We start from the raw sequence: 18,209 nt of genomic DNA, 5'->3' as shown, positions 1-18,209 counted from the left end.
ATCGTCAAGGCTTTAAGCGGACGTTCGTGAAAACTTCGTTGAGGACCGGTGAAGCGGGGTAGCTTTCCACCTTGTTGGACAACGCCAGGGCCGAGATGGGGAAGGCGATCGGGACTGCCGGCACGGACGCGGCAATCTCGGCATTGATGGCCTGGTACTGGGCATTGCGGTCATCGCCCTCAGGCATGGCGCGTGCCCTTTCGATCTTGTGGAAGACCTCCGAGTCCGTGTAGCCGAACTCCGCCCGGCTTTCGCCGAAGAGGGGCCCCAGGAAGTTGTCGGCATCGGCGTACGAGCCGTTCCATCCGAGCAGGTGCAGCCCACGGTCCCCGGCGGACTGGACCTTTTGGAGGTAGCCGTTTTCCCAGTCAATGGGAACCGGTTTAATGTTGAGGCCAACGGCAACCAGCTGGCGGCTGATTTCGGCGTAGATCTTCTCGGGAGTGGGCATGTAGGCCCGCGTGGCATTCAACGGATAGTAGAACTTCAGTTCCTCACCCTTGTAGCCGGCCTTCTCGAGAAGCTGTTTGGCCTTCTCAGGGTTGTATCCCAGCGACGGGGCGTTGTTGTTGAAGCCGCTGAGCTTTGGCGGCACGAACTGGGACGCCTGGGCAGTGTTGTCGATGAAGAACTTGCGGATCAGGGATTCTTTGTCCACGGCCATTTCAATGGCTTGGCGGACCTCCAGCTTGTCCAGGGGTGCCACTGCCTGGTTGATGCCCAGGTACATCACGGAGAACGGGTCCCGTTGGATGATCTGGACACCCTTCTTGACGAGTTGGTCGAAGGTTGCCGGCGTCACGAGGTCGTAGGCGTCGATTTTGCCATCCAGAAGAGCCTGTTGCCGTGTCTCGGCGCGGTCGTAAGGGATGAAATTGATGGTGGCTATCTGGCCCCTGTTGCCCCAATAGCCTTTGTAGCTTTGGAGGGTGATCTTGTTCTCGTCCCAGGTTCCAAATTGGTAGGGACCGGTCCCCACGGGGTGGCTCGCGTAGGCAGAAACTGCCTGGCCGTTCCGGGTCTGGTCAAGAACGTTGGCGCGCTGCGCTTCCAGTGCGGCGGGGGAAGAAATGGCGAAGGCCGGAAGCGTCAGTGCCTGCAGGAACCCGGTGAAGGGCCTGGTCAGGTTGATTTGGACGTCGGTGGGTGAGACCACCTTGCAGTCCTTGAAGATGGAGAAGACGGGCTCGTCCGAATAGGCCTTGAAAACGCCCTGGAATGAGATTCCCGGTGCCTGCTTCCGGAGATCGGCAGGGAAGCTGAACCAGCGGTTGAAGTTGGCACACACTGCGGTTGCGTCGAAAGGTGTTCCGTCGTGGAAGGTGACTTTGGAGCGGAGGGTGAAGTCGTAGGTCAGACCGTTGTTGCTGTCTTTCCACTCCGTGGCCAGCAGGGGAGTGGTGTCTCCGGTTGATCCGTCAACACCAACCAGTCCCTCAAGGACCTGGCGCGTTACACGGTAGGACTCGGAATCGGCCGTCATGGCAGGGTCAAGGCCCAAGGGCATCGACGCCGTGCCGAAGTTGAAGGTGGCCGCCGGCTCGGCCGGGGCTGAGCTTCCGGTAGACGACGACGGCGCGGGGCCAGGCGTTCCTGTACATGCCGCCAGCCCCAGTACTGCAAAAACAGAGCCCACCTTGAGCAACTGCACGGTCAGGCTCCGCATTTTGCTGCTTGCCACTCTTGTCCCCTCAAGCCGGTTGAAATGCCACGGCCGGCTTAGGCCAGACCACATTCCAGTCTAGTTGAACGTCCCGAACGCACTTCCCAGCGCTTATTCAGGTAGCTGTCCCCGCTGCTTGAGGAAAAACCCCCGGCTCTGCAACCGGGGGTGCTCCGTGTGCCCATGGCCACGGTCCTTCTTGACTCTTGTGCGCAAGGGGGGACTTGAACCCCCACGCCCGAAGGCACAGGAACCTAAATCCTGCGTGTCTGCCAATTTCACCACTCGCGCTGGCCGGCATTCAGGCCCCCTTGGGGCGCCCGATGCCATATACGGCCTCCAGTGTACCCGTTACCCGTCCAGCTTGAGGTCCCGGCGCAGCTTGGCTACGTGGCCCGTGGCGCGGACGTTGTACTGGGCCAGGGAAACCTTGCCATCGGGGTCAACCACGATGGTGGAGCGGATCAGCCCCTGGTAGGTCCTGCCGTAGTTTTTCTTTTCGCCCCATGCCCCGTAGGCGTCGGCGACGGTGTGCTCCTGGTCGGACAGCAGCGGGAAGGTGAGTTGCTCTTCCGCCGCAAATTTGGCGATGGCGTCCACGGAATCGGGGGAGACTCCAACAACTTCGTAGCCGGCCGCTTGCAGGGAGCCCAGAGTGTCTCTGAAGTCACAAGCCTCTTTGGTGCATCCGGGAGTTGAGGCGGCCGGGTAGAAGTAGACGATGGTTTTTCGGCCACGGAAGTCGGACAAACTGACGTTTTCGCCCGAGGCGTCCTGCAGGGTGAAGTCCGGTGCAACGTCGCCGGGGATAAGTCGTTCAGCCAAAATATGCTCCTTGCTTTCGGTCGCGATTTCCCAGTTTAGACCGCAGAAGCCGCGTCCCCGGCTCTTGCGCGCATATACTGTCGGCATGCCAGATATGGAGAGATGGCCCACTACCCGACTGCTTTCGACAGCTGCACGCCTGGTGGAAATCTCGTGGAACGAAAAATTGAAGTCCATCGGCCTTACCCACGCCGGGGTCATTGCCATGCAAGTACTTGCAGCGAAGGGTGCAATTACCCAGGCGGCTTTGGCTGAAGTTGCGAGGGTCAAAGCCCAGACCATGGGGACCACCCTTGCCAGGCTCGAGCTGCACGGGCACGTTACACGCCAACGCAGCGACTCGGACCGCAGAAGCCACGTGGTCACCCTGACGGAGGCCGGTAGCGCAGCCCTTGCGGAAGCTGTGAAGCTGGAGCAGGAAGTGTTGTCGCCTGTCGCTGTGGATACTGCGAGGCTTCGTGAGGAACTCCGGATTGTTGTCCGGGGGCTTGCGGGCTTGCCCGCTCCCGAGCAGGAATCCCAGGAAGTCGAAAGCGACGTGCCGCAGGCCTGATTCAAAACCGGCAAGGGCCTTTCCCTGCCGGCAATTCCTGCCAGTCAAAAAAGTAAAGGCTCCGGATCGTGTGAACGATCCGGAGCCTTTTGTCTTGGTGCACCCCCCGGGACTCGAACCCGGAACCCATTGATTAAGAGTCAATTGCTCTGCCAGTTGAGCTAGAGGTGCAGCTATTGTTTCGGTCTTGGAGGGAATTCGCATTCCTTGCGGACCTCCGCAACGACAAATAACTCTACACCACAATTCGCGGATTCAAAACCACGCTCGAAGTGAAGCTGCGCACGGCGCGGGATGGCATTCCTTAGGAAAAACAAAAGACCCTGGAGTGAATTCACTCCAGGGTCTTTCAGTGGTGCACCCCCCGGGACTCGAACCCGGAACCCATTGATTAAGAGTCAATTGCTCTGCCAGTTGAGCTAGAGGTGCAGCTGTTGATTTCGATCATCCGTGGGGCGTTTCCTTCCCCGGCGATCTCCGCAACGACAAGTAACTCTACACGACTTGGCCCGAAGTGCGAAATCGAGCCGGGGCACTTGCCGCGCATCATGGTTGGCTCCGCAAAATCAGCGCGAAGTCGGGGTTTTTGTTGTTGCTGAGCACCCATAGATCGCCGTTCGGTGCGCGGGCTACGTCCCGCAAGCGGCCGTACCCGCCTGTGAAATAAGCCACAGGGGTTCCTGCTGTTGGGCCATCGAGGGGAACGGCCCAGAGCCGCTGGCCGCGAAGGGCGCCGGTGTAAGCCACGCCGTTGATGATTTCCAGCCCGCTCGGCGACGCCTCGGACGTCGAGGGCCAGACGACCTTCGCGTCGGTCAGACCGCTTCGGCCCGGCGCCCCCGTCACCAGAGGCCAGCCGTAATTGCCGCCGGGGAGGATGAGATTCAGTTCGTCGTCCACGTCAGGGCCGAACTCGCTTGCCCACAGCCTACCTTCGGCGTCCCAGGCCAGGCCTTGGACGTTCCGGTGCCCATAGCTGTACACAGGATTGTCACCGAAAGGATTACCCGGCGCGGGGCGCCCCTCCGGGGTCAGGCGGAGGATCTTGCCACCCAGGGCATCCGTGTCCTGCGGTTGCTCCCTGCGCTGGGAGTCCCCGGTGCCGACATAGAGCATTCCGTCCGGACCGAAACGAATACGTCCTCCGTTGTGGGTCGACGCCTTCGGGATTCCAGGGAAGATGACCTCCGGTGTGCCGAGCCCCGAGGGCCCGTCGGCATCCTCCTTGAGTTGCATCCGGACAATCCGGTTGTCAGTTGCCGACGTCAGATAGGCATAGAGCCACCGGTCGGAGACAAAAGACGGCGACACGGCAAGTCCCAACAATCCGCCTTCGCCGCCGGGAACGACGCCGGGTACCTCGGCTATCGGGGTCGCGCGGCCGTCCTTGATCCCCACGAGCCGCGCCGAATCCCGTTCGGACACTACGGCGGTGCCGTCCGGCAGGAAGACGACGGACCATGGCAGCTGGAGCCCGACGTCGAGCTTTTGCAGGACCTCAGGGGCCGGCGGTGCGGCCTGCCCCGTCCGGCTCGATCCGGAGCCGGCCGGATTCGGGGTGGCCGCGGTGCCGGGCGAGGAGGTGCCTCCGGTGCAGGCTGAAAGTGCCACTGCCAACACAAGTGCATGGCCGGCCGCCACAAGCCGTTGTCCTCCCGTGAAGCCTTTTCCTGCAGCTTGGTGTCCCATGGCTGTGTGTGCTGCTCCTGACGCGACGGATTCCGGATGGCCGGATCAGTGCCTGCTGCGCCGGGGCGGACGGAATCCGGCTGCCTCAGCATGGGCTGCGGATTCGAACCAGACGTCCGCTTCGACGTCGTTGTAGTCGGCGGCGTCCTCATCGTGATACGTCATGGTCGCCGCAATTGCCTTGACAGGATGGCCTTCGCGCTGCGTGCTGGACGAGCCGGTTCCGTAGGGCTCCTCCGCGGCAAGGTGCCCGGACGGGCCGGTTTCCTCGATCGCAGAGCCTTCAGTCGTGGCTTCTTCAACTGTGGTGTCTTCAACGGTGTCTTCGCCGGCTGCGGTCTCGGCACCGGGGAGTGTGGGGGAGTGCGGAGCAGTGTACTCCTGGTGATGGACCGGTGCGCCTGCAGCGTCAGTCCACGATGATTCCCACTCGGCTTTGTCGGCTGCGTCATCGGCCCTGGCGACGTCGTCAGCGGTGACCTCGACGGCGGGCGCCTCCTGCCAGTCGTCAACGTCGCCGGCGTCGGCAGTGTGCAACCTGGCGTCGGTATCCACTACCGGTTCGTCCACAACCGGCTCTTCGACAACCGGGGCTGCAATGACCGGTTCCTCGACCGTCAGGCCGGGTGTTGTGGCCTTCTGCACGTCGGTTTGCACGTCGGTTTGCCCGTCGGCGGATTCATCGGAGGCCCCGGGGCGAACGCCGGCCTCACCAACGGCAGGTTCACTTGTCTCGCCATGGGGTTCAACTGCTGTTTCGTCGGGGCGTGGTTCTTCTGCGCGTTCTTGCTCCCTGAGCGGCTCGTCTGCGGTTGGTCCGCTGCCCTCGGCAGCTGCTTTGCCAAGGTTGGTTACGCCGGCCAGTCCGGCGACTCCCGCAGTCACCGCACCCGGATCCGGTACGGTTCCGGTATTGGTGGACTCCATTGCTGCGGGAGCCGGGCTAGCGGTGGTATTCGAGGTTTTGTTGCGGCTCATGAGCCACCAAAGAATCGCGACGACCAAAACAATGACAATGACCCAAATTGACCAATCCATGGCGGGTGCCCTTCTGCTCACAGGGGTGCAGTACGTGGTATTTCAGACGTTACGTGCCTGCTATTGGGCTGTCCAGCTTTTGGCCGGCGGTCCCCCGGAATTGATCAGATTACTGAGGAAGGTCGGGCGGCAAATTCTTTGGAAGGAATTCCTGCCCGTCGCCTAGTCTGGCTGCATGGACTTCAAAAGGCTGCAGATTCTGCGGGAGCTGGCTGATCGCCAAAGCGTGGGCGCCACCGCAGATGCCATGAATGTCACTGCTTCCGCCGTTTCCCAGCAGTTGAAGACCCTGCAGGCCGAATTGGGCGTGACCCTGGTGGAAAAGGCCGGCAGGGGAGTGCAGCTGACTGAGGCCGGACACGCCATGGCTGCTGCAGCCGCCGAAATAGCTACAGCCATGGCCCGCGCTGAGTCCACCGTCGACAGCTACCGGAAAGGCTGGCAGACCAATGTTTCAGCGGCATTCTTTCCAAGTGCGGCGGAAATGCTGCTGCCGGGAATGCTGCATCGTGTAGCCGCTGTGGAGGGACTGGGCTTCGATGCCCATTTCGAGGATCCGGGAACGGCACATTTTGCTCCTTTGGTGGCCGACTATGACATTGTGCTGGCGCACAGCGTGGATGGGCCCGAGGTCTTTGCCCGGCCGGGACTAGCGGTAGTCCCGCTGCTGGAGGAAGCACTCGACGTTGCCATGCCTGCCGGGCACCCGCTGGCGTCCAAAGCGCGGTTGACTCCGGAGGACGTGGTGGACCACCCCTGGATCGGCGTTCCTGAGGGATTCCCCTTTGACGCGGTCCTTCGGCAAATCGAAGTCCATGCAGGCAAGCACGCCACGCGCGGCCAACGTTATCCGGACCTGAGGGTCCTTGAAGCGCTGGTGGGAGCAGGCCACGGAATCTGCCTCCTTCCCCGTTATACGGCCCGCGCCAGTGCACGGAGGGGATTGGTCCTCCGTCCGCTCACGGGAGTAAAGGCGAGCAGAAGCATCGTCGCCCTGTCACGGCAGGAAGTGGCCGCACGGGCCACGATTGCAGGCGTGCTGGAGATGCTCCAGGCTGAGGCTGCCGGGATCGCCCGCCAGTCGGGCGACACCTGAGCCGCCGGCGCAACTCCACATGTGCCGGGTTTCCGCAATAATTGCCGGTTCGGGCTTAACCCGGCGGGGAAGAAGCGCTGGCGCCACCAGGTGCACATAGACTTTGGACCATGACCGACACCAACATTGCTACAGACAACACGCCGGACATCAAACCCCGCAGCCGGGTCGTCACCGATGGCATTCATGCCGCTCCCGCCCGTGGCATGTTCCGCGCCGTCGGCATGGGCGATGACGACTTTGCCAAACCCCAGATTGGTGTCGCCAGCTCGTGGAACGAAATTACCCCCTGCAACCTCTCCCTTAACCGGCTCGCGCAGGGCGCCAAGGAAGGCGTCCATGCCGGCGGTGGCTTCCCGATGCAGTTCGGCACGATCTCCGTATCGGACGGCATTTCCATGGGCCATGAAGGCATGCACTTCTCGCTCGTCTCCCGCGAAGTCATTGCCGACTCCGTGGAGACCGTGATGCAGGCCGAGCGCATTGATGGTTCGGTCTTGCTGGCCGGTTGCGACAAGTCCCTCCCGGGGATGCTCATGGCGGCCGCCCGCCTGGACCTCGCTTCGGTGTTCCTCTACGCCGGTTCGATCATGCCGGGCTGGGTCAAGCTCGAAGACGGTTCGGAGAAAGAAGTCACCCTCATCGACGCTTTCGAAGCGGTGGGTGCCTGCGCCGCCGGGAAGATGAGTATGGAGGACCTCACCCGCATCGAAAAGGCCATCTGTCCCGGCGAGGGCGCCTGTGGCGGCATGTACACGGCCAACACCATGGCGTGCATCGGCGAAGCCCTTGGCATGTCCCTCCCGGGCTCGGCGGCACCGCCGTCAGCAGACCGCCGTCGTGATGACTTTGCGCGCAAGTCCGGCGAAGCGGTGGTCAACCTGCTGCGCCTGGGCATCACCGCGCGCGACATCATGACCAAGAAGGCCTTCGAAAATGCCATCGCCGTGACCATGGCGTTCGGCGGTTCCACCAACGCCGTGCTGCACTTGCTGGCGATCGCCCGTGAGGCAGAGGTCGAACTGACGCTGGATGACTTCAACCGCATCGGGGACAAGATTCCGCACCTCGGCGACTTGAAGCCCTTTGGGCGTTACGTCATGACCGACGTCGACAAGATCGGCGGCGTGCCGGTCATCATGAAGGCGCTGCTCGACGCCGGCCTGCTGCACGGCGACTGCCTCACCGTCACCGGCAAGACCCTCGCCGAGAACCTCGCCTCCATCAATCCGCCGGATCTGGATGGCAAGATCCTCCGCGCGCTGGACAACCCGATCCACAAGACCGGCGGCATCACCATCCTCCACGGATCCATGGCGCCCGAGGGCGCTGTGGTCAAGAGCGCCGGCTTCGATGCCGACGTCTTCGAGGGAACCGCCCGTGTGTTCGAGCGCGAGCAGGGCGCCCTGACGGCCTTGGATAATGGCGAGATCCACAAGGGCGACGTTGTGGTCATTCGCTACGAGGGCCCCAAGGGCGGCCCGGGCATGCGCGAAATGCTTGCCATTACCGGCGCCATCAAGGGCGCGGGGTTGGGCAAGGACGTGCTGCTGCTGACTGATGGCCGCTTCTCGGGCGGCACCACCGGCTTGTGCATCGGCCACGTTGCGCCGGAAGCCGTCGACGGCGGTCCGATCGCCTTTGTGCAGGACGGCGACCGCATCCGTGTCGACATCGCTGCCCGTTCGTTCGACCTCCTGGTTGATGATGCGGAGCTCGAAGCCCGCAAGGAGGGCTGGCAGCCGCTGCCCGCCAAGTTCACCAAGGGTGTGCTGGCAAAGTACGCAAAACTGGTCCACAGTGCTTCCACGGGAGCTTACTGCGGATAATTTCCTGTCTTGGACTCCGCTCCGGCAATGGGGCGGAGTCCGGCAGGCGGACATCGCTGTCCAAATAGTGAGATACGATAGTGGTCAATTGACACGTATCTCACTTTGAGGGAACACTGAACGCATGATCACATTCGTTACCGTCGGCGTCGTCGTCCTTACCAAGCGCGTGGCTTAGCCCGACTGGTAACGAACCGTCACGCGCAAACCCCTCGAAGAGCCGCAAGGCTGAGGGGTTTTTTTATTCCCAAGACCCACCCATTGAAGATCCACTAAGGAAGAGTCCGATGAGCAAAGGATCGCCGATCAGCCCCTCGCTGATGGCTGCAAAGTCCGCTGGAGCCCACAAAGCTCCGGAAAAGGTCGACCGATCGGCGGAGTCCGTCGTCGTCGATTCTGCTGCACCTCTCTCTCCTGTACTTGGGCCGAACACCGTTGTACCCCCGACGGTGATGACCGGCTCGCAAGCAATTGTCCGTTCGCTCGAAGAACTCGGCGTGGACGATATTTTTGGTTTGCCCGGTGGCGCGATCCTGCCCACCTATGACCCCTTGATGGCCTCCAGCATGAATCACATCCTGGTCCGTCACGAACAGGGAGCCGGCCACGCCGCGCAAGGCTACGCCATGGTTACCGGACGGGTTGGCGTTTGCATCGCCACCTCGGGACCCGGTGCCACCAACCTCGTTACCGCCATCATGGATGCCCACATGGACTCCGTGCCGATGGTGGCCATCACCGGCCAGGTCGCCAGCGGAGTCATCGGCACCGATGCCTTCCAGGAAGCGGACATCGTGGGAATCACGATGCCCATCACCAAGCACTCATTCCTGGTGACCGACCCCAACGACATTCCGCACGTCATGGCCGAAGCTTTCCACCTGGCATCCACCGGCCGGCCCGGTCCGGTCCTGGTGGACATCGCCAAGGATGCCCAGGTCGGCCAGATGACGTTCTCGTGGCCACCGAAAGTGGATCTGCCCGGGTACCGTCCCGTGGTCCGCGGGCACAACAAGCAGGTCCGCGAAGCGGCCAAGCTGATCGCAGCATCCAGCAAGCCTGTTCTCTACGTGGGCGGCGGCGTGGTCAAGGGCCACGCATCTGCAGAACTGATGGAACTCGCTCTGGCTACCGGCGCTCCCGTGGTCACCACCCTCATGGCCCGCGGAGCGTTCCCGGACTCCCACCCGCAACACGTCGGCATGCCCGGCATGCACGGTTCGGTCTCCGCGGTCACCGCCCTCCAGCAGGCAGATCTGCTGATCACCCTGGGTGCCCGCTTCGATGACCGCGTGACGGGTGTCCTGAAGACCTTCGCGCCCTTTGCAAAGGTCATTCACGCCGACATCGACCCCGCGGAAATCTCCAAGAACCGTACGGCCGATGTCCCGATCGTAGGGTCGGTCAAGGAAATCATTCCGGAACTCACGGAGGCCGTGAAGACCCAGTTCGAGCAGAGCGGTGCTCCGGACCTCGATGCATGGTGGGCCTTCCTGGGCAACCTGCGCGAGACCTACCCGCTCGGTTGGACGGAGCCCGAAGACGGACTGTCCGCCCCGCAGCGCGTCATCAAGCGCATTGGTGAACTCACGGGTCCGGAAGGCATATACGTTGCAGGCGTTGGCCAGCACCAGATGTGGGCCGCCCAGTTCATCAAGTACGAGCGCCCGCATGCCTGGCTGAACTCCGGTGGTGCCGGCACCATGGGCTACTCGGTTCCCGCGGCGATGGGCGCCAAGGTAGGTGAGCCGGACCGCGTGGTCTGGGCCATTGATGGAGACGGCTGCTTCCAGATGACCAACCAGGAACTGGCTACCTGCGCCATCAACAACATCCCCATCAAGGTGGCCATCATCAACAACTCCTCGCTGGGCATGGTTCGCCAATGGCAGACCCTGTTCTACGAGGGCCGCTACTCGAACACCGATTTGAACACCGGCCACGACACCGTCCGGATTCCGGACTTCGTCAAGCTGGCGGATGCCTATGGCTGTGCAGCCTTGCGTTGTGAGCGTGACGAGGACATCGACGCCACCATCCAGAAGGCGCTTGAGATCAATGACCGCCCGGTGGTCATCGACTTCGTTGTGAGCCCCAACTCGATGGTGTGGCCGATGGTGCCTTCGGGCGTCAGCAATGACCAGATCCAGGTTGCCCGCAACATGACCCCGGAATGGGAAGAGGAGGACTAGGCATGAGCCGTCACACATTGTCCGTTCTGGTCGAAGACAAGCCCGGCGTGCTGACCCGCGTGGCCAGCCTCTTCGCCCGGCGCGCGTTCAACATCAATTCACTTGCTGTGGGCCCCACCGAGGTTCCCGGGATGTCCCGCATGACGGTCGTCGTCGATGCCGACGGCGATCTCATCGAGCAAGTCACCAAGCAGCTCAACAAACTGGTCAACGTGATCAAGATTGTGGAGCTGACTTCCGAATCTTCCGTACAGCGTGACCACATCCTGGTCAAGGTACGTGCGGATGCCGCGACACGTCTGCAGGTTACCCAGGCTGCAGACCTGTTCCGTGCCGCTGTCGTCGACGTGTCCACAGACTCGTTGGTGATCGAGGCAACCGGTACCCCCGAGAAGCTCGCAGCACTTTTGTCAGTGCTCGAGCCGTTCGGCATCCGTGAAATCGTGCAGTCCGGCACCTTGGCCGTTGGACGGGGATCCCGCTCCATGAGTGACAGGGCGCTACGCTCCGCGTAAAACCAGGCGCGATGGGTCAGTGGATTTCGTTGGCCCGTCCCGCCGAGCGTTGCGTCCAGAACCGCAGCACCACATCAATATCTACGAAAAACCACTCAAGAGGAGTTACGCAAGTGACTGAAATGTTCTACGACGACGACGCAGACCTGTCGATCATCCAGGGCCGCAAGGTAGCCATCGTTGGCTACGGCTCCCAGGGCCACGCCCACGCACTGAACCTGCGCGATTCCGGCGTCGAGGTTGTCATTGCACTCAAGGACGGCTCGAAGTCGACCGCCAAGGCCGAAGACGCAGGTTTCACGGTCAAGAACGTAGCCGACGCCGCCGAATGGGCCGACGTCATCATGATCCTGGCGCCGGACCAGCACCAGCGCGCAATTTACAACGACTCCATCAAGGACAAGCTGACCGAGGGCAAGGCACTTGCGTTCGCCCACGGCTTCAACATCCGCTTCGGCTACATCGAAGCACCGGCCGGCGTTGACGTCATCCTGATCGCCCCGAAGGCACCGGGCCACACTGTGCGCCGCGAATTCGAAGCCGGCCGTGGCATCCCGGACATCATCGCCGTCGAACAGGACGCTTCCGGTTCCGCTTGGGACCTGGCCAAGTCCTACGCCAAGGCAATCGGTGGCACCCGCGCAGGCGTCATCAAGACCACATTCACCGAAGAGACCGAAACCGATCTCTTCGGCGAGCAGGCTGTTCTCTGCGGTGGCGTTTCCCAGCTCGTCCAGTACGGCTTCGAAACCCTCACCGAAGCCGGCTACCAGCCGCAGATCGCCTACTTCGAGGTTCTCCACGAGCTCAAGCTCATTGTTGACCTCATGTGGGAGGGCGGCATCGCCAAGCAGCGTTGGAGCGTTTCCGACACCGCCGAGTACGGTGACTACGTCTCCGGTCCCCGCGTCATCACCCCCGAGGTGAAGGAAAACATGAAGGCTGTCCTCGCGGACATCCAGAACGGTGCTTTCGCAAAGCGCTTCATCGACGACCAGGACAACGGCGCAACCGAGTTCAAGGAACTCCGCGCCAAGGCCGAGAAGCACCCGATCGAAGAAGTTGGCCGCGAGCTGCGTTCACTGTTCTCCTGGCAGCAGCAGGACGCCGACTACGTCGAAGGTTCCGCAGCCCGCTGATTGCCCCTCGTGGCAGCAGCACTGCACCAGCATTAAGCAGCGACGCCCGTCCGGCGAGTTTCAGCCGGGCGGGCGTCGCCGTTTCCAGCACCGTTTCTCCACCGAATTGCACTCCCGGTGGTGCTGTGAACTTCTTCACATCGCTTCCGGTCCGGCCGTAACATCCCTCGCCGGCACCGGAAACACGGCCCGGATTCGATATTCTGGGCTGGTCCCGGCGCCGTGCCCCGGGCCACGCATCCGCTCCTTGTCCAGTTCTGTCCCAAGTTGTCCAAAGTAAGGTGCCACCCCGTGTCAGCCAGCAAACCCGTAGTCCTCCTCGCTGAGGAACTTTCGCCCGCAACAGTCGAGGCATTGGGCCCGGATTTTGAAATCCGCCAGACCGACGGTGCCGACCGTTCCCAGCTGCTGTCTGCCATCGCCGACGTCGATGCCATCCTGGTCCGCTCTGCCACCCAGGTGGACGCCGAGGCAATTGCCGCAGCGAAGAACCTCAAGGTCATCGCCCGTGCAGGAGTAGGACTGGACAACGTGGACATCAAGTCCGCGACGCAGGCCGGCGTCATGGTGGTCAATGCGCCGACGTCCAACATCGTCTCGGCCGCGGAGCTCACCGTGGGTCACATCCTCAGCCTCGCCCGCCACATTCCGCAGGCCAGCGCGGCGCTGAAGAACGGCGAATGGAAGCGTTCCAAGTACACCGGCATCGAACTCTTCGAGAAGAAGATCGGCATCATCGGCCTGGGCCGCATCGGCGCCTTGGTGGCAGCACGGCTCCAGGGCTTCGAAACCGAAATCCTTGCCTATGACCCCTACATCACCTCTGCCCGGGCGGCGCAGTTGGGCGTCAAGCTGGTCACGCTGGATGAACTTCTGGAGAACGCTGACTTCATCACCATCCACATGCCCAAGACGCCGGAAACGGTAGGCATGCTCGGCGCCGACGCCTTCCGCAAGATGAAGGAATCCGCTTATGTCATCAACGTTGCCCGCGGCGGCCTGATTGACGAAGAAGCGCTTTACATCGCATTGAAGGAAGGCCAGATCGCAGGCGCCGGCGTGGACGTTTTCGTCAAGGAGCCCAGCACCGACCTGCCCTTCTTCGAACTCGACAACGTAGTAGTCACCCCGCACCTCGGCGCATCCACCGACGAAGCCCAGGAGAAGGCCGGCGTTTCAGTCGCCAAGTCTGTCCGCCTGGCCCTCGCCGGTGAGCTCGTGCCGGATGCCGTGAATGTTGCCGGTGGCGTTATTGCCTCCGATGTCCGTCCGGGCATCCCGCTGATCGAAAAGCTGGGCCGGATCTTCACTGCGCTCACCCACGCTTCGCTGACGCAGATCGACGTCGAAGTTGCCGGTGAGATCGCCGCCCTGGACGTCAAGGTTCTTGAGCTGGCAGCCCTGAAGGGTGTGTTCGCCGATGTTGTCACGGAGCAGGTTTCCTACGTCAACGCACCGGTCATCGCCGAGCAGCGCGGCATCAACACCCGGCTCATCACCACGCCGGAGGCTGAGGACTACCGCAACGTCCTGACCATCCGCGGTGCCCTCAGTGACGGTTCGCAGATCTCGGTGGCCGGCACCCTGACCGGTCCCAAGCAGGTCGAGAAGCTGGTAGGCGTCAACGGCTACGACGTCGAAATCCCCATCAGCGAGCACCTCGTGGTGGTGGCCTATGCCGACCGCCCCGGTGTCATCGGCACCATCGGCCACATCCTCGGCATGAACAACATCAACATCGGTGGCATGCAGGTTGCCCGCCAGACTGAAGGCGGCCAGGTTCTGGCCCTCCTGACCATCGACAGTTCAGTTCCGCAGCAGGTGCTCGAAGCCATCAAGGCCGGTATTGGCGCAGACATGGTACGCGAAGTGGACCTGGAGGACTAGGACTGATCCACATCAGCTGAAGTCCGCGTGCCGGCGACACACCTTTGGCACGCAGAAGTGGCCGGTCTGCTTACAATGGCTGGGTCCGGGATTCGGACCCGGCAGCAGGCCGGCCACAACTTTCAGCACACCCAGCCCGGTATTCCGCTGTGTTTTTTCAGGATTACCGGACAATGTGTGCGCGCCCGCAATCAAGGTCTCAGGGAGCCCAATGAACGCCGTCCAAAGGTTCATCAGAAGCCGTGTGCTGCTGCTGACCGCGGCCATTTTGATCGTCGCAATGTGCTTGTCCGTCCTCGTTCAGAGCCAGTCGCAGGCGGCTCTGAACCGGACAGTGGACGAGAACTCGCGGGGACTCTACGACATCCTGGTCCAGGCCAAGCCTGACCAGTCACAAAAGGACGACGGTGGTTCCCTGATCCAGCCGGAAATCGCCAACGGCCAGGGCGGAATCAGCTTTGACCAGTTGGAGAAAATCCGGGGCATGGGCCAGACTGCCGTGGCAGCCCCCATCAGCCTTGTCTCGCGGGTGTCCCAGAACCTTGAAGCTCCGCGCCTGAACGCGATGGACTACCTGGGGTACAACGCAGGACTCGCCGGAGCCGTGACGGCAGGGGACCCCTCTGCCATGGATGCCAGCAAGTGGCCCGCCGCGGAGTCGGTGTTTTCTGATTCTCCCAAGAAGTACCGTTTGACCGCGTCCGCCACGAGCTCTGACGGCGTCAAGGAGCAAACACTCTTCAAGACCAGCGCCGAGGGCACCTTGGGCAAGGGCCGCCTGGTGCAGGAGCAGGCAGCAGGCGGAAGCAACGTCCGGATCGCCGGCCCCGATGGCGAGACCGGCATCAAGTTCCCGGCACCCGCACTCGGCTCCGAGCACAACCTCTTCAATCTCTCGGTAGCGCTTCCCATGGCGCCCGAGGTGACCGAGTCCGTCGTCGCCGTCGATCCCGCCTCTGAAAGGGCACTGCTGGGTTCCGCAGGCGACTTCCTGGCACCGCTGGAGAAGGCACCGCCTGCAGACGCACGCGACGCCGGCGCCATCGGCCGCCACTTCGAAAGCCTTTTCACCACGGGCCTCACCATGGACCAGTTGGAAGAAGGACCCGACTTCCTCGGCGTGAAGCTCAAATACTGGGCGCCGCTCATGACGCAGTACCAGCAGGCAAAGCGTGACGGACTCCTGACCGCTGATTCGAAGGCCATTCCGTTGATCGTGCGGACGGGCACGTCCCTGGACCTGAAGTACTCGGTGAAGATCGAGGAACTGGACGCCAGCGGGAAAGTGGTCAAGGACGTAGGAACTGTCACCAAGTCCTTGGACAAGGACTACCTGCCCTTCGTTTCGAAGTCCCCGTTTGCCCTTGAATGGCCCGGTTCCACTGACCACAGCCAGTTGCTGGGCAGCACCGCTGCCTTCAGCCAGGGACTCTACAACCCCGCCACCTGGAGCACTGCTTTCGCTGCCGCCCCGCAGTACAAGGACGGCGACGAAGCTGCCAATGGTGCCTCCGATAAGAGCGCGACGCCGGGGGACTGGGTAACCGTCAACCGCCTGCCCGAGAAGTCCTCCTTCGGCGCTGCCGTGGACCAGACCCAGCGTAAGCCCGTGGACGAACGCTCTTACCGGGAAGACCTTGAGACAGGCAAGAAGCCTGCGGCACCCCTGCCCATGGTCTACGGCACCTTTGACCCCGCCGCGGTCCAGGCTGCGGCCGGCGATGTCAACAAGCTCCCCTTGGGCGGATACGACCCCACGCCCATGAGCCTGACCAAGGACGCAGAAGGCAAAGACGTCGAGGGCAAGGAACTCAAGCCCTCACTCAGCGCGACGGGCCTCGTCAGCCAGTCCGCGGGCGCCATCACCGATTACTACGGTCTTGCGGCTGCCCGCGGTTACGACTCCAACGCCAACGTCATTGACGCAGTGCGGGTCCGTGCATCCGCCACCGGCAACTGGAAGACCGCCCAGCCCGAGGTCGAGAAGCTGGCAGCACAAATCCGTGAACTCGGTCTGGAAGCCACCGTCGTGGCCGGCTCCGCCCGCGAAGACGCCAACATCTTCGTACCCGGATACAGCAAGGACGACGCCGGCAAGGAGTCTCCGCTGGGCACCGTCCAGCAGTCATGGGTCCGGCAGAATGCGGCTGACGCCGTCTCCGGCTCCCTGACCGGAACCAACATCACGCTGCTGTTCCTGACGTTGCTCGGTGCCACGCTCCTCACAGGAGCGTCCACTGTCAGCTATATCCGCCAGCGCAGAAGCGAGGCAGGCATCCTGCGCGCCATGGGCTGGACCCAGAAGCGCATCCGCTCCTGGGTGCTGGAAGAGTTCGCTGTAGGCGCTGCGGCACTGGCTGCTGCAGGCGTCATCCTCAGCCTCCTGAGCTGGAACATTGCCACCGTCATTGTGTCGGTGACCATGCTGGTCATCTACAGTGCCGCCGCCCTCCTGGCGGCTCAGCAGCTGCGTCACCGTGTGGTGATAGACCAGGAACCCCAGCACGACGAGCGACTGGTCACCGTTGACTCACCCCTGACGTTCGCCAACAGGCAGCTGACCACAAACCGGTTCAACTCCATCTCCCTCGCTGTCGCCGTGGGCGTGTTTGGCGCCGCAGTGGGTGCACTGATCGCGCTGCTGATCGACATCCCCCGCGCGGCAGGTGCCAGCGCCCTCAGTGGCCTGGCCGCGGCCAGTATCGCTTTGCCAAGCGTGATCCTCGCTGTCTTCGGAGTCGTGGTCGGTCTCTTGCTGACCTTGGTCACCGGCAGGTTCGAGCTCCATGCCAAGCGGGAATACCTTGGTACCTTGCGGGCCATGGGCTGGAACCCGGACATGCTGGGCCAGGTCCGGTTCTTCGAAAACGCACTTGTCGGCACAGTGGCACTTCCCTTGGGTGTCCTCGGTGCCCTGGGGCTTGGTTTGCTCCTGGCCCCCTACGCAGCCCTGTGGGCCGGGCTCGCCGGTCTGCTGGCCGTAATTTGCTGGATTCCCATTGCAACGAAAGTAGTCAAATGACTGACAACCTCAACCCCGAGCTGACGGCCACCCCGGAATCCACGGAAGAGTCGCTGCAGACCAGGGCCAACACCATCGTGAGGGCCGCCGACCACGCAACCCCGCTGGAGCTGAGCAGGGTCACCATCCACTACGGCGGTGACAAGGGCGGTGCTGAGGAAGTCGACGTCGTCGACGACTTCAACCTGACCCTCCACGCCGGCGAGATGCACTGTGTCGCGGGACGAAGCGGCTCCGGTAAAACCAGTATCCTCACGGTCAGCGCCGGACTGACGCTGCCGACGTCGGGCAAGGTCTTCTGGGAGGGCCAGCCGCTGGACGCCATGGGCGACGACGAAATCGCGGACCGCCGCCGTGCACTGATCGGCTACGTGGACCAGGGCGGTGCCCTGATCGATGGCATGAGCGCCTTGGAGAACGTGTTGCTGCCCGCTGTCCCGGACGGCGAAGTCGAACAGCGCACTGAGATGGCGAAGGACCTCCTGGACCTCGTGGGCCTTGGGCGCCGAATGCGCCACCGCCCGGCCCAGCTCTCCGGCGGTGAGCGCCAGCGCGTGGCGATCGCCCGGGCCCTGATCCTTGGCACCCGCGTTCTGGTGGTCGACGAACCGACGGCAAGCCTTGACCGGGCCGCCGCCAACCGCATCATTGGCATCCTGAAGGACACCACCAGCGACGGCATCGCGGTGCTGGTTGCATCGCACGACCACGAGCTGGTTCGTCTCAGCGATACGCTGACCGAACTTAACTAAGCTATTTCA

13 protein-coding genes and 3 tRNA genes are annotated in these 18,209 nt (G+C 62.7%); 9 read left to right on the top strand and 7 right to left on the bottom strand.

The annotated features are described in order from the left end of the window. Positions 1–4: 4 nt before the first annotated feature. From JMY29_RS12005 to bcp, 3 genes are all read right to left on the bottom strand, one after another. Entirely contained in the window at positions 5–1,681 is a 1,677-nt protein-coding gene (locus tag JMY29_RS12005; protein ID WP_374757539.1) for an ABC transporter substrate-binding protein, read from the bottom strand. A 191-nt stretch (positions 1,682–1,872) separates the two neighbouring features. Then, positions 1,873–1,954: transfer RNA gene (locus JMY29_RS12000), tRNA-Leu, on the bottom strand. 60 nt (positions 1,955–2,014) lie between these two features. Continuing rightward, positions 2,015–2,488 (bottom strand): thioredoxin-dependent thiol peroxidase, encoded by a 474-nt coding sequence (bcp, locus tag JMY29_RS11995; protein WP_018776266.1) that lies wholly within the window; start codon positions 2,486–2,488, stop codon positions 2,015–2,017. Between the two features lie 85 nt (positions 2,489–2,573). Here bcp and JMY29_RS11990 point away from each other — a divergent pair, with 85 nt between their 5' ends. Continuing rightward, positions 2,574–3,041 (top strand): MarR family winged helix-turn-helix transcriptional regulator, encoded by a 468-nt coding sequence (locus tag JMY29_RS11990; protein WP_026266909.1) that lies wholly within the window; start codon positions 2,574–2,576, stop codon positions 3,039–3,041. A 95-nt stretch (positions 3,042–3,136) separates the two neighbouring features. Here JMY29_RS11990 and JMY29_RS11985 read toward each other — a convergent pair. The 4 genes from JMY29_RS11985 to JMY29_RS11970 all read right to left on the bottom strand — a co-directional run bounded on the left by JMY29_RS11985 (position 3,137) and on the right by JMY29_RS11970 (position 5,768). Beyond that, a tRNA-Lys gene (locus tag JMY29_RS11985) sits at positions 3,137–3,212 on the bottom strand. 182 nt (positions 3,213–3,394) lie between these two features. Continuing rightward, positions 3,395–3,470 (bottom strand) — tRNA-Lys (locus JMY29_RS11980). A gap of 117 nt (positions 3,471–3,587) precedes the next feature. After that, on the bottom strand, positions 3,588–4,730 hold the full coding sequence (locus JMY29_RS11975; protein WP_079580504.1) for a PQQ-dependent sugar dehydrogenase: 1,143 nt from the start codon (positions 4,728–4,730) through the stop codon (positions 3,588–3,590). Between the two features lie 45 nt (positions 4,731–4,775). Then, a complete protein-coding gene (locus JMY29_RS11970; protein WP_229778709.1) occupies positions 4,776–5,768 on the bottom strand; it encodes a sunset domain-containing protein in 993 nt (330 codons plus the stop codon). A gap of 175 nt (positions 5,769–5,943) precedes the next feature. Between JMY29_RS11970 and JMY29_RS11965 the strand changes: the two genes are divergently transcribed. The 8 genes from JMY29_RS11965 (at position 5,944) to JMY29_RS11930 (ending at position 18,200) form a co-directional block, all read left to right on the top strand. Beyond that, complete coding sequence (locus tag JMY29_RS11965) at positions 5,944–6,864, top strand: LysR family transcriptional regulator (protein ID WP_018776262.1); 921 nt, start codon at positions 5,944–5,946, stop codon at positions 6,862–6,864. A gap of 110 nt (positions 6,865–6,974) precedes the next feature. Beyond that, entirely contained in the window at positions 6,975–8,693 is a 1,719-nt protein-coding gene (gene ilvD, locus JMY29_RS11960; RefSeq protein WP_018776261.1) for a dihydroxy-acid dehydratase, read from the top strand. Positions 8,694–8,980: 287 nt separating this feature from the next. Further along, the gene (locus tag JMY29_RS11955; protein WP_018776260.1) at positions 8,981–10,885 is read left to right on the top strand and encodes an acetolactate synthase large subunit; all 1,905 of its coding nucleotides are present in this window, start codon (positions 8,981–8,983) and stop codon (positions 10,883–10,885) included. Positions 10,886–10,887: 2 nt separating this feature from the next. Then, a complete protein-coding gene (ilvN, locus tag JMY29_RS11950; protein WP_011775174.1) occupies positions 10,888–11,400 on the top strand; it encodes an acetolactate synthase small subunit in 513 nt (170 codons plus the stop codon). A gap of 113 nt (positions 11,401–11,513) precedes the next feature. Continuing rightward, positions 11,514–12,539, top strand: coding sequence for a ketol-acid reductoisomerase (ilvC, locus tag JMY29_RS11945; RefSeq protein ID WP_018776259.1), 1,026 nt, complete (start codon positions 11,514–11,516; stop codon positions 12,537–12,539). Positions 12,540–12,830: 291 nt separating this feature from the next. Beyond that, positions 12,831–14,426 carry a phosphoglycerate dehydrogenase gene (gene serA, locus JMY29_RS11940; protein ID WP_018776258.1) on the top strand — a complete coding sequence of 532 codons (1,596 nt, stop codon included), beginning with the start codon at positions 12,831–12,833 and terminating at the stop codon, positions 14,424–14,426. 211 nt (positions 14,427–14,637) lie between these two features. Further along, positions 14,638–17,448: an FtsX-like permease family protein gene (locus JMY29_RS11935; RefSeq protein WP_018776257.1), complete on the top strand. Its 2,811-nt coding sequence runs from the start codon at positions 14,638–14,640 to the stop codon at positions 17,446–17,448. Beyond that, positions 17,445–18,200, top strand: a complete 756-nt coding sequence (locus JMY29_RS11930) for an ABC transporter ATP-binding protein (RefSeq protein ID WP_018776256.1) — start codon at positions 17,445–17,447, stop codon at positions 18,198–18,200. Before JMY29_RS11935 ends, JMY29_RS11930 begins: the two co-directional genes overlap by 4 nt. Positions 18,201–18,209 lie beyond the last annotated feature (9 nt).

Source organism: Paenarthrobacter nicotinovorans (assembly GCF_021919345.1).
GTDB classification, from domain to species: domain Bacteria; phylum Actinomycetota; class Actinomycetes; order Actinomycetales; family Micrococcaceae; genus Arthrobacter; species Arthrobacter nicotinovorans.
The sequence above is the reverse complement of the archived record's forward strand: the minus strand, read 5'-3'. Positions and strand labels throughout refer to the sequence as shown.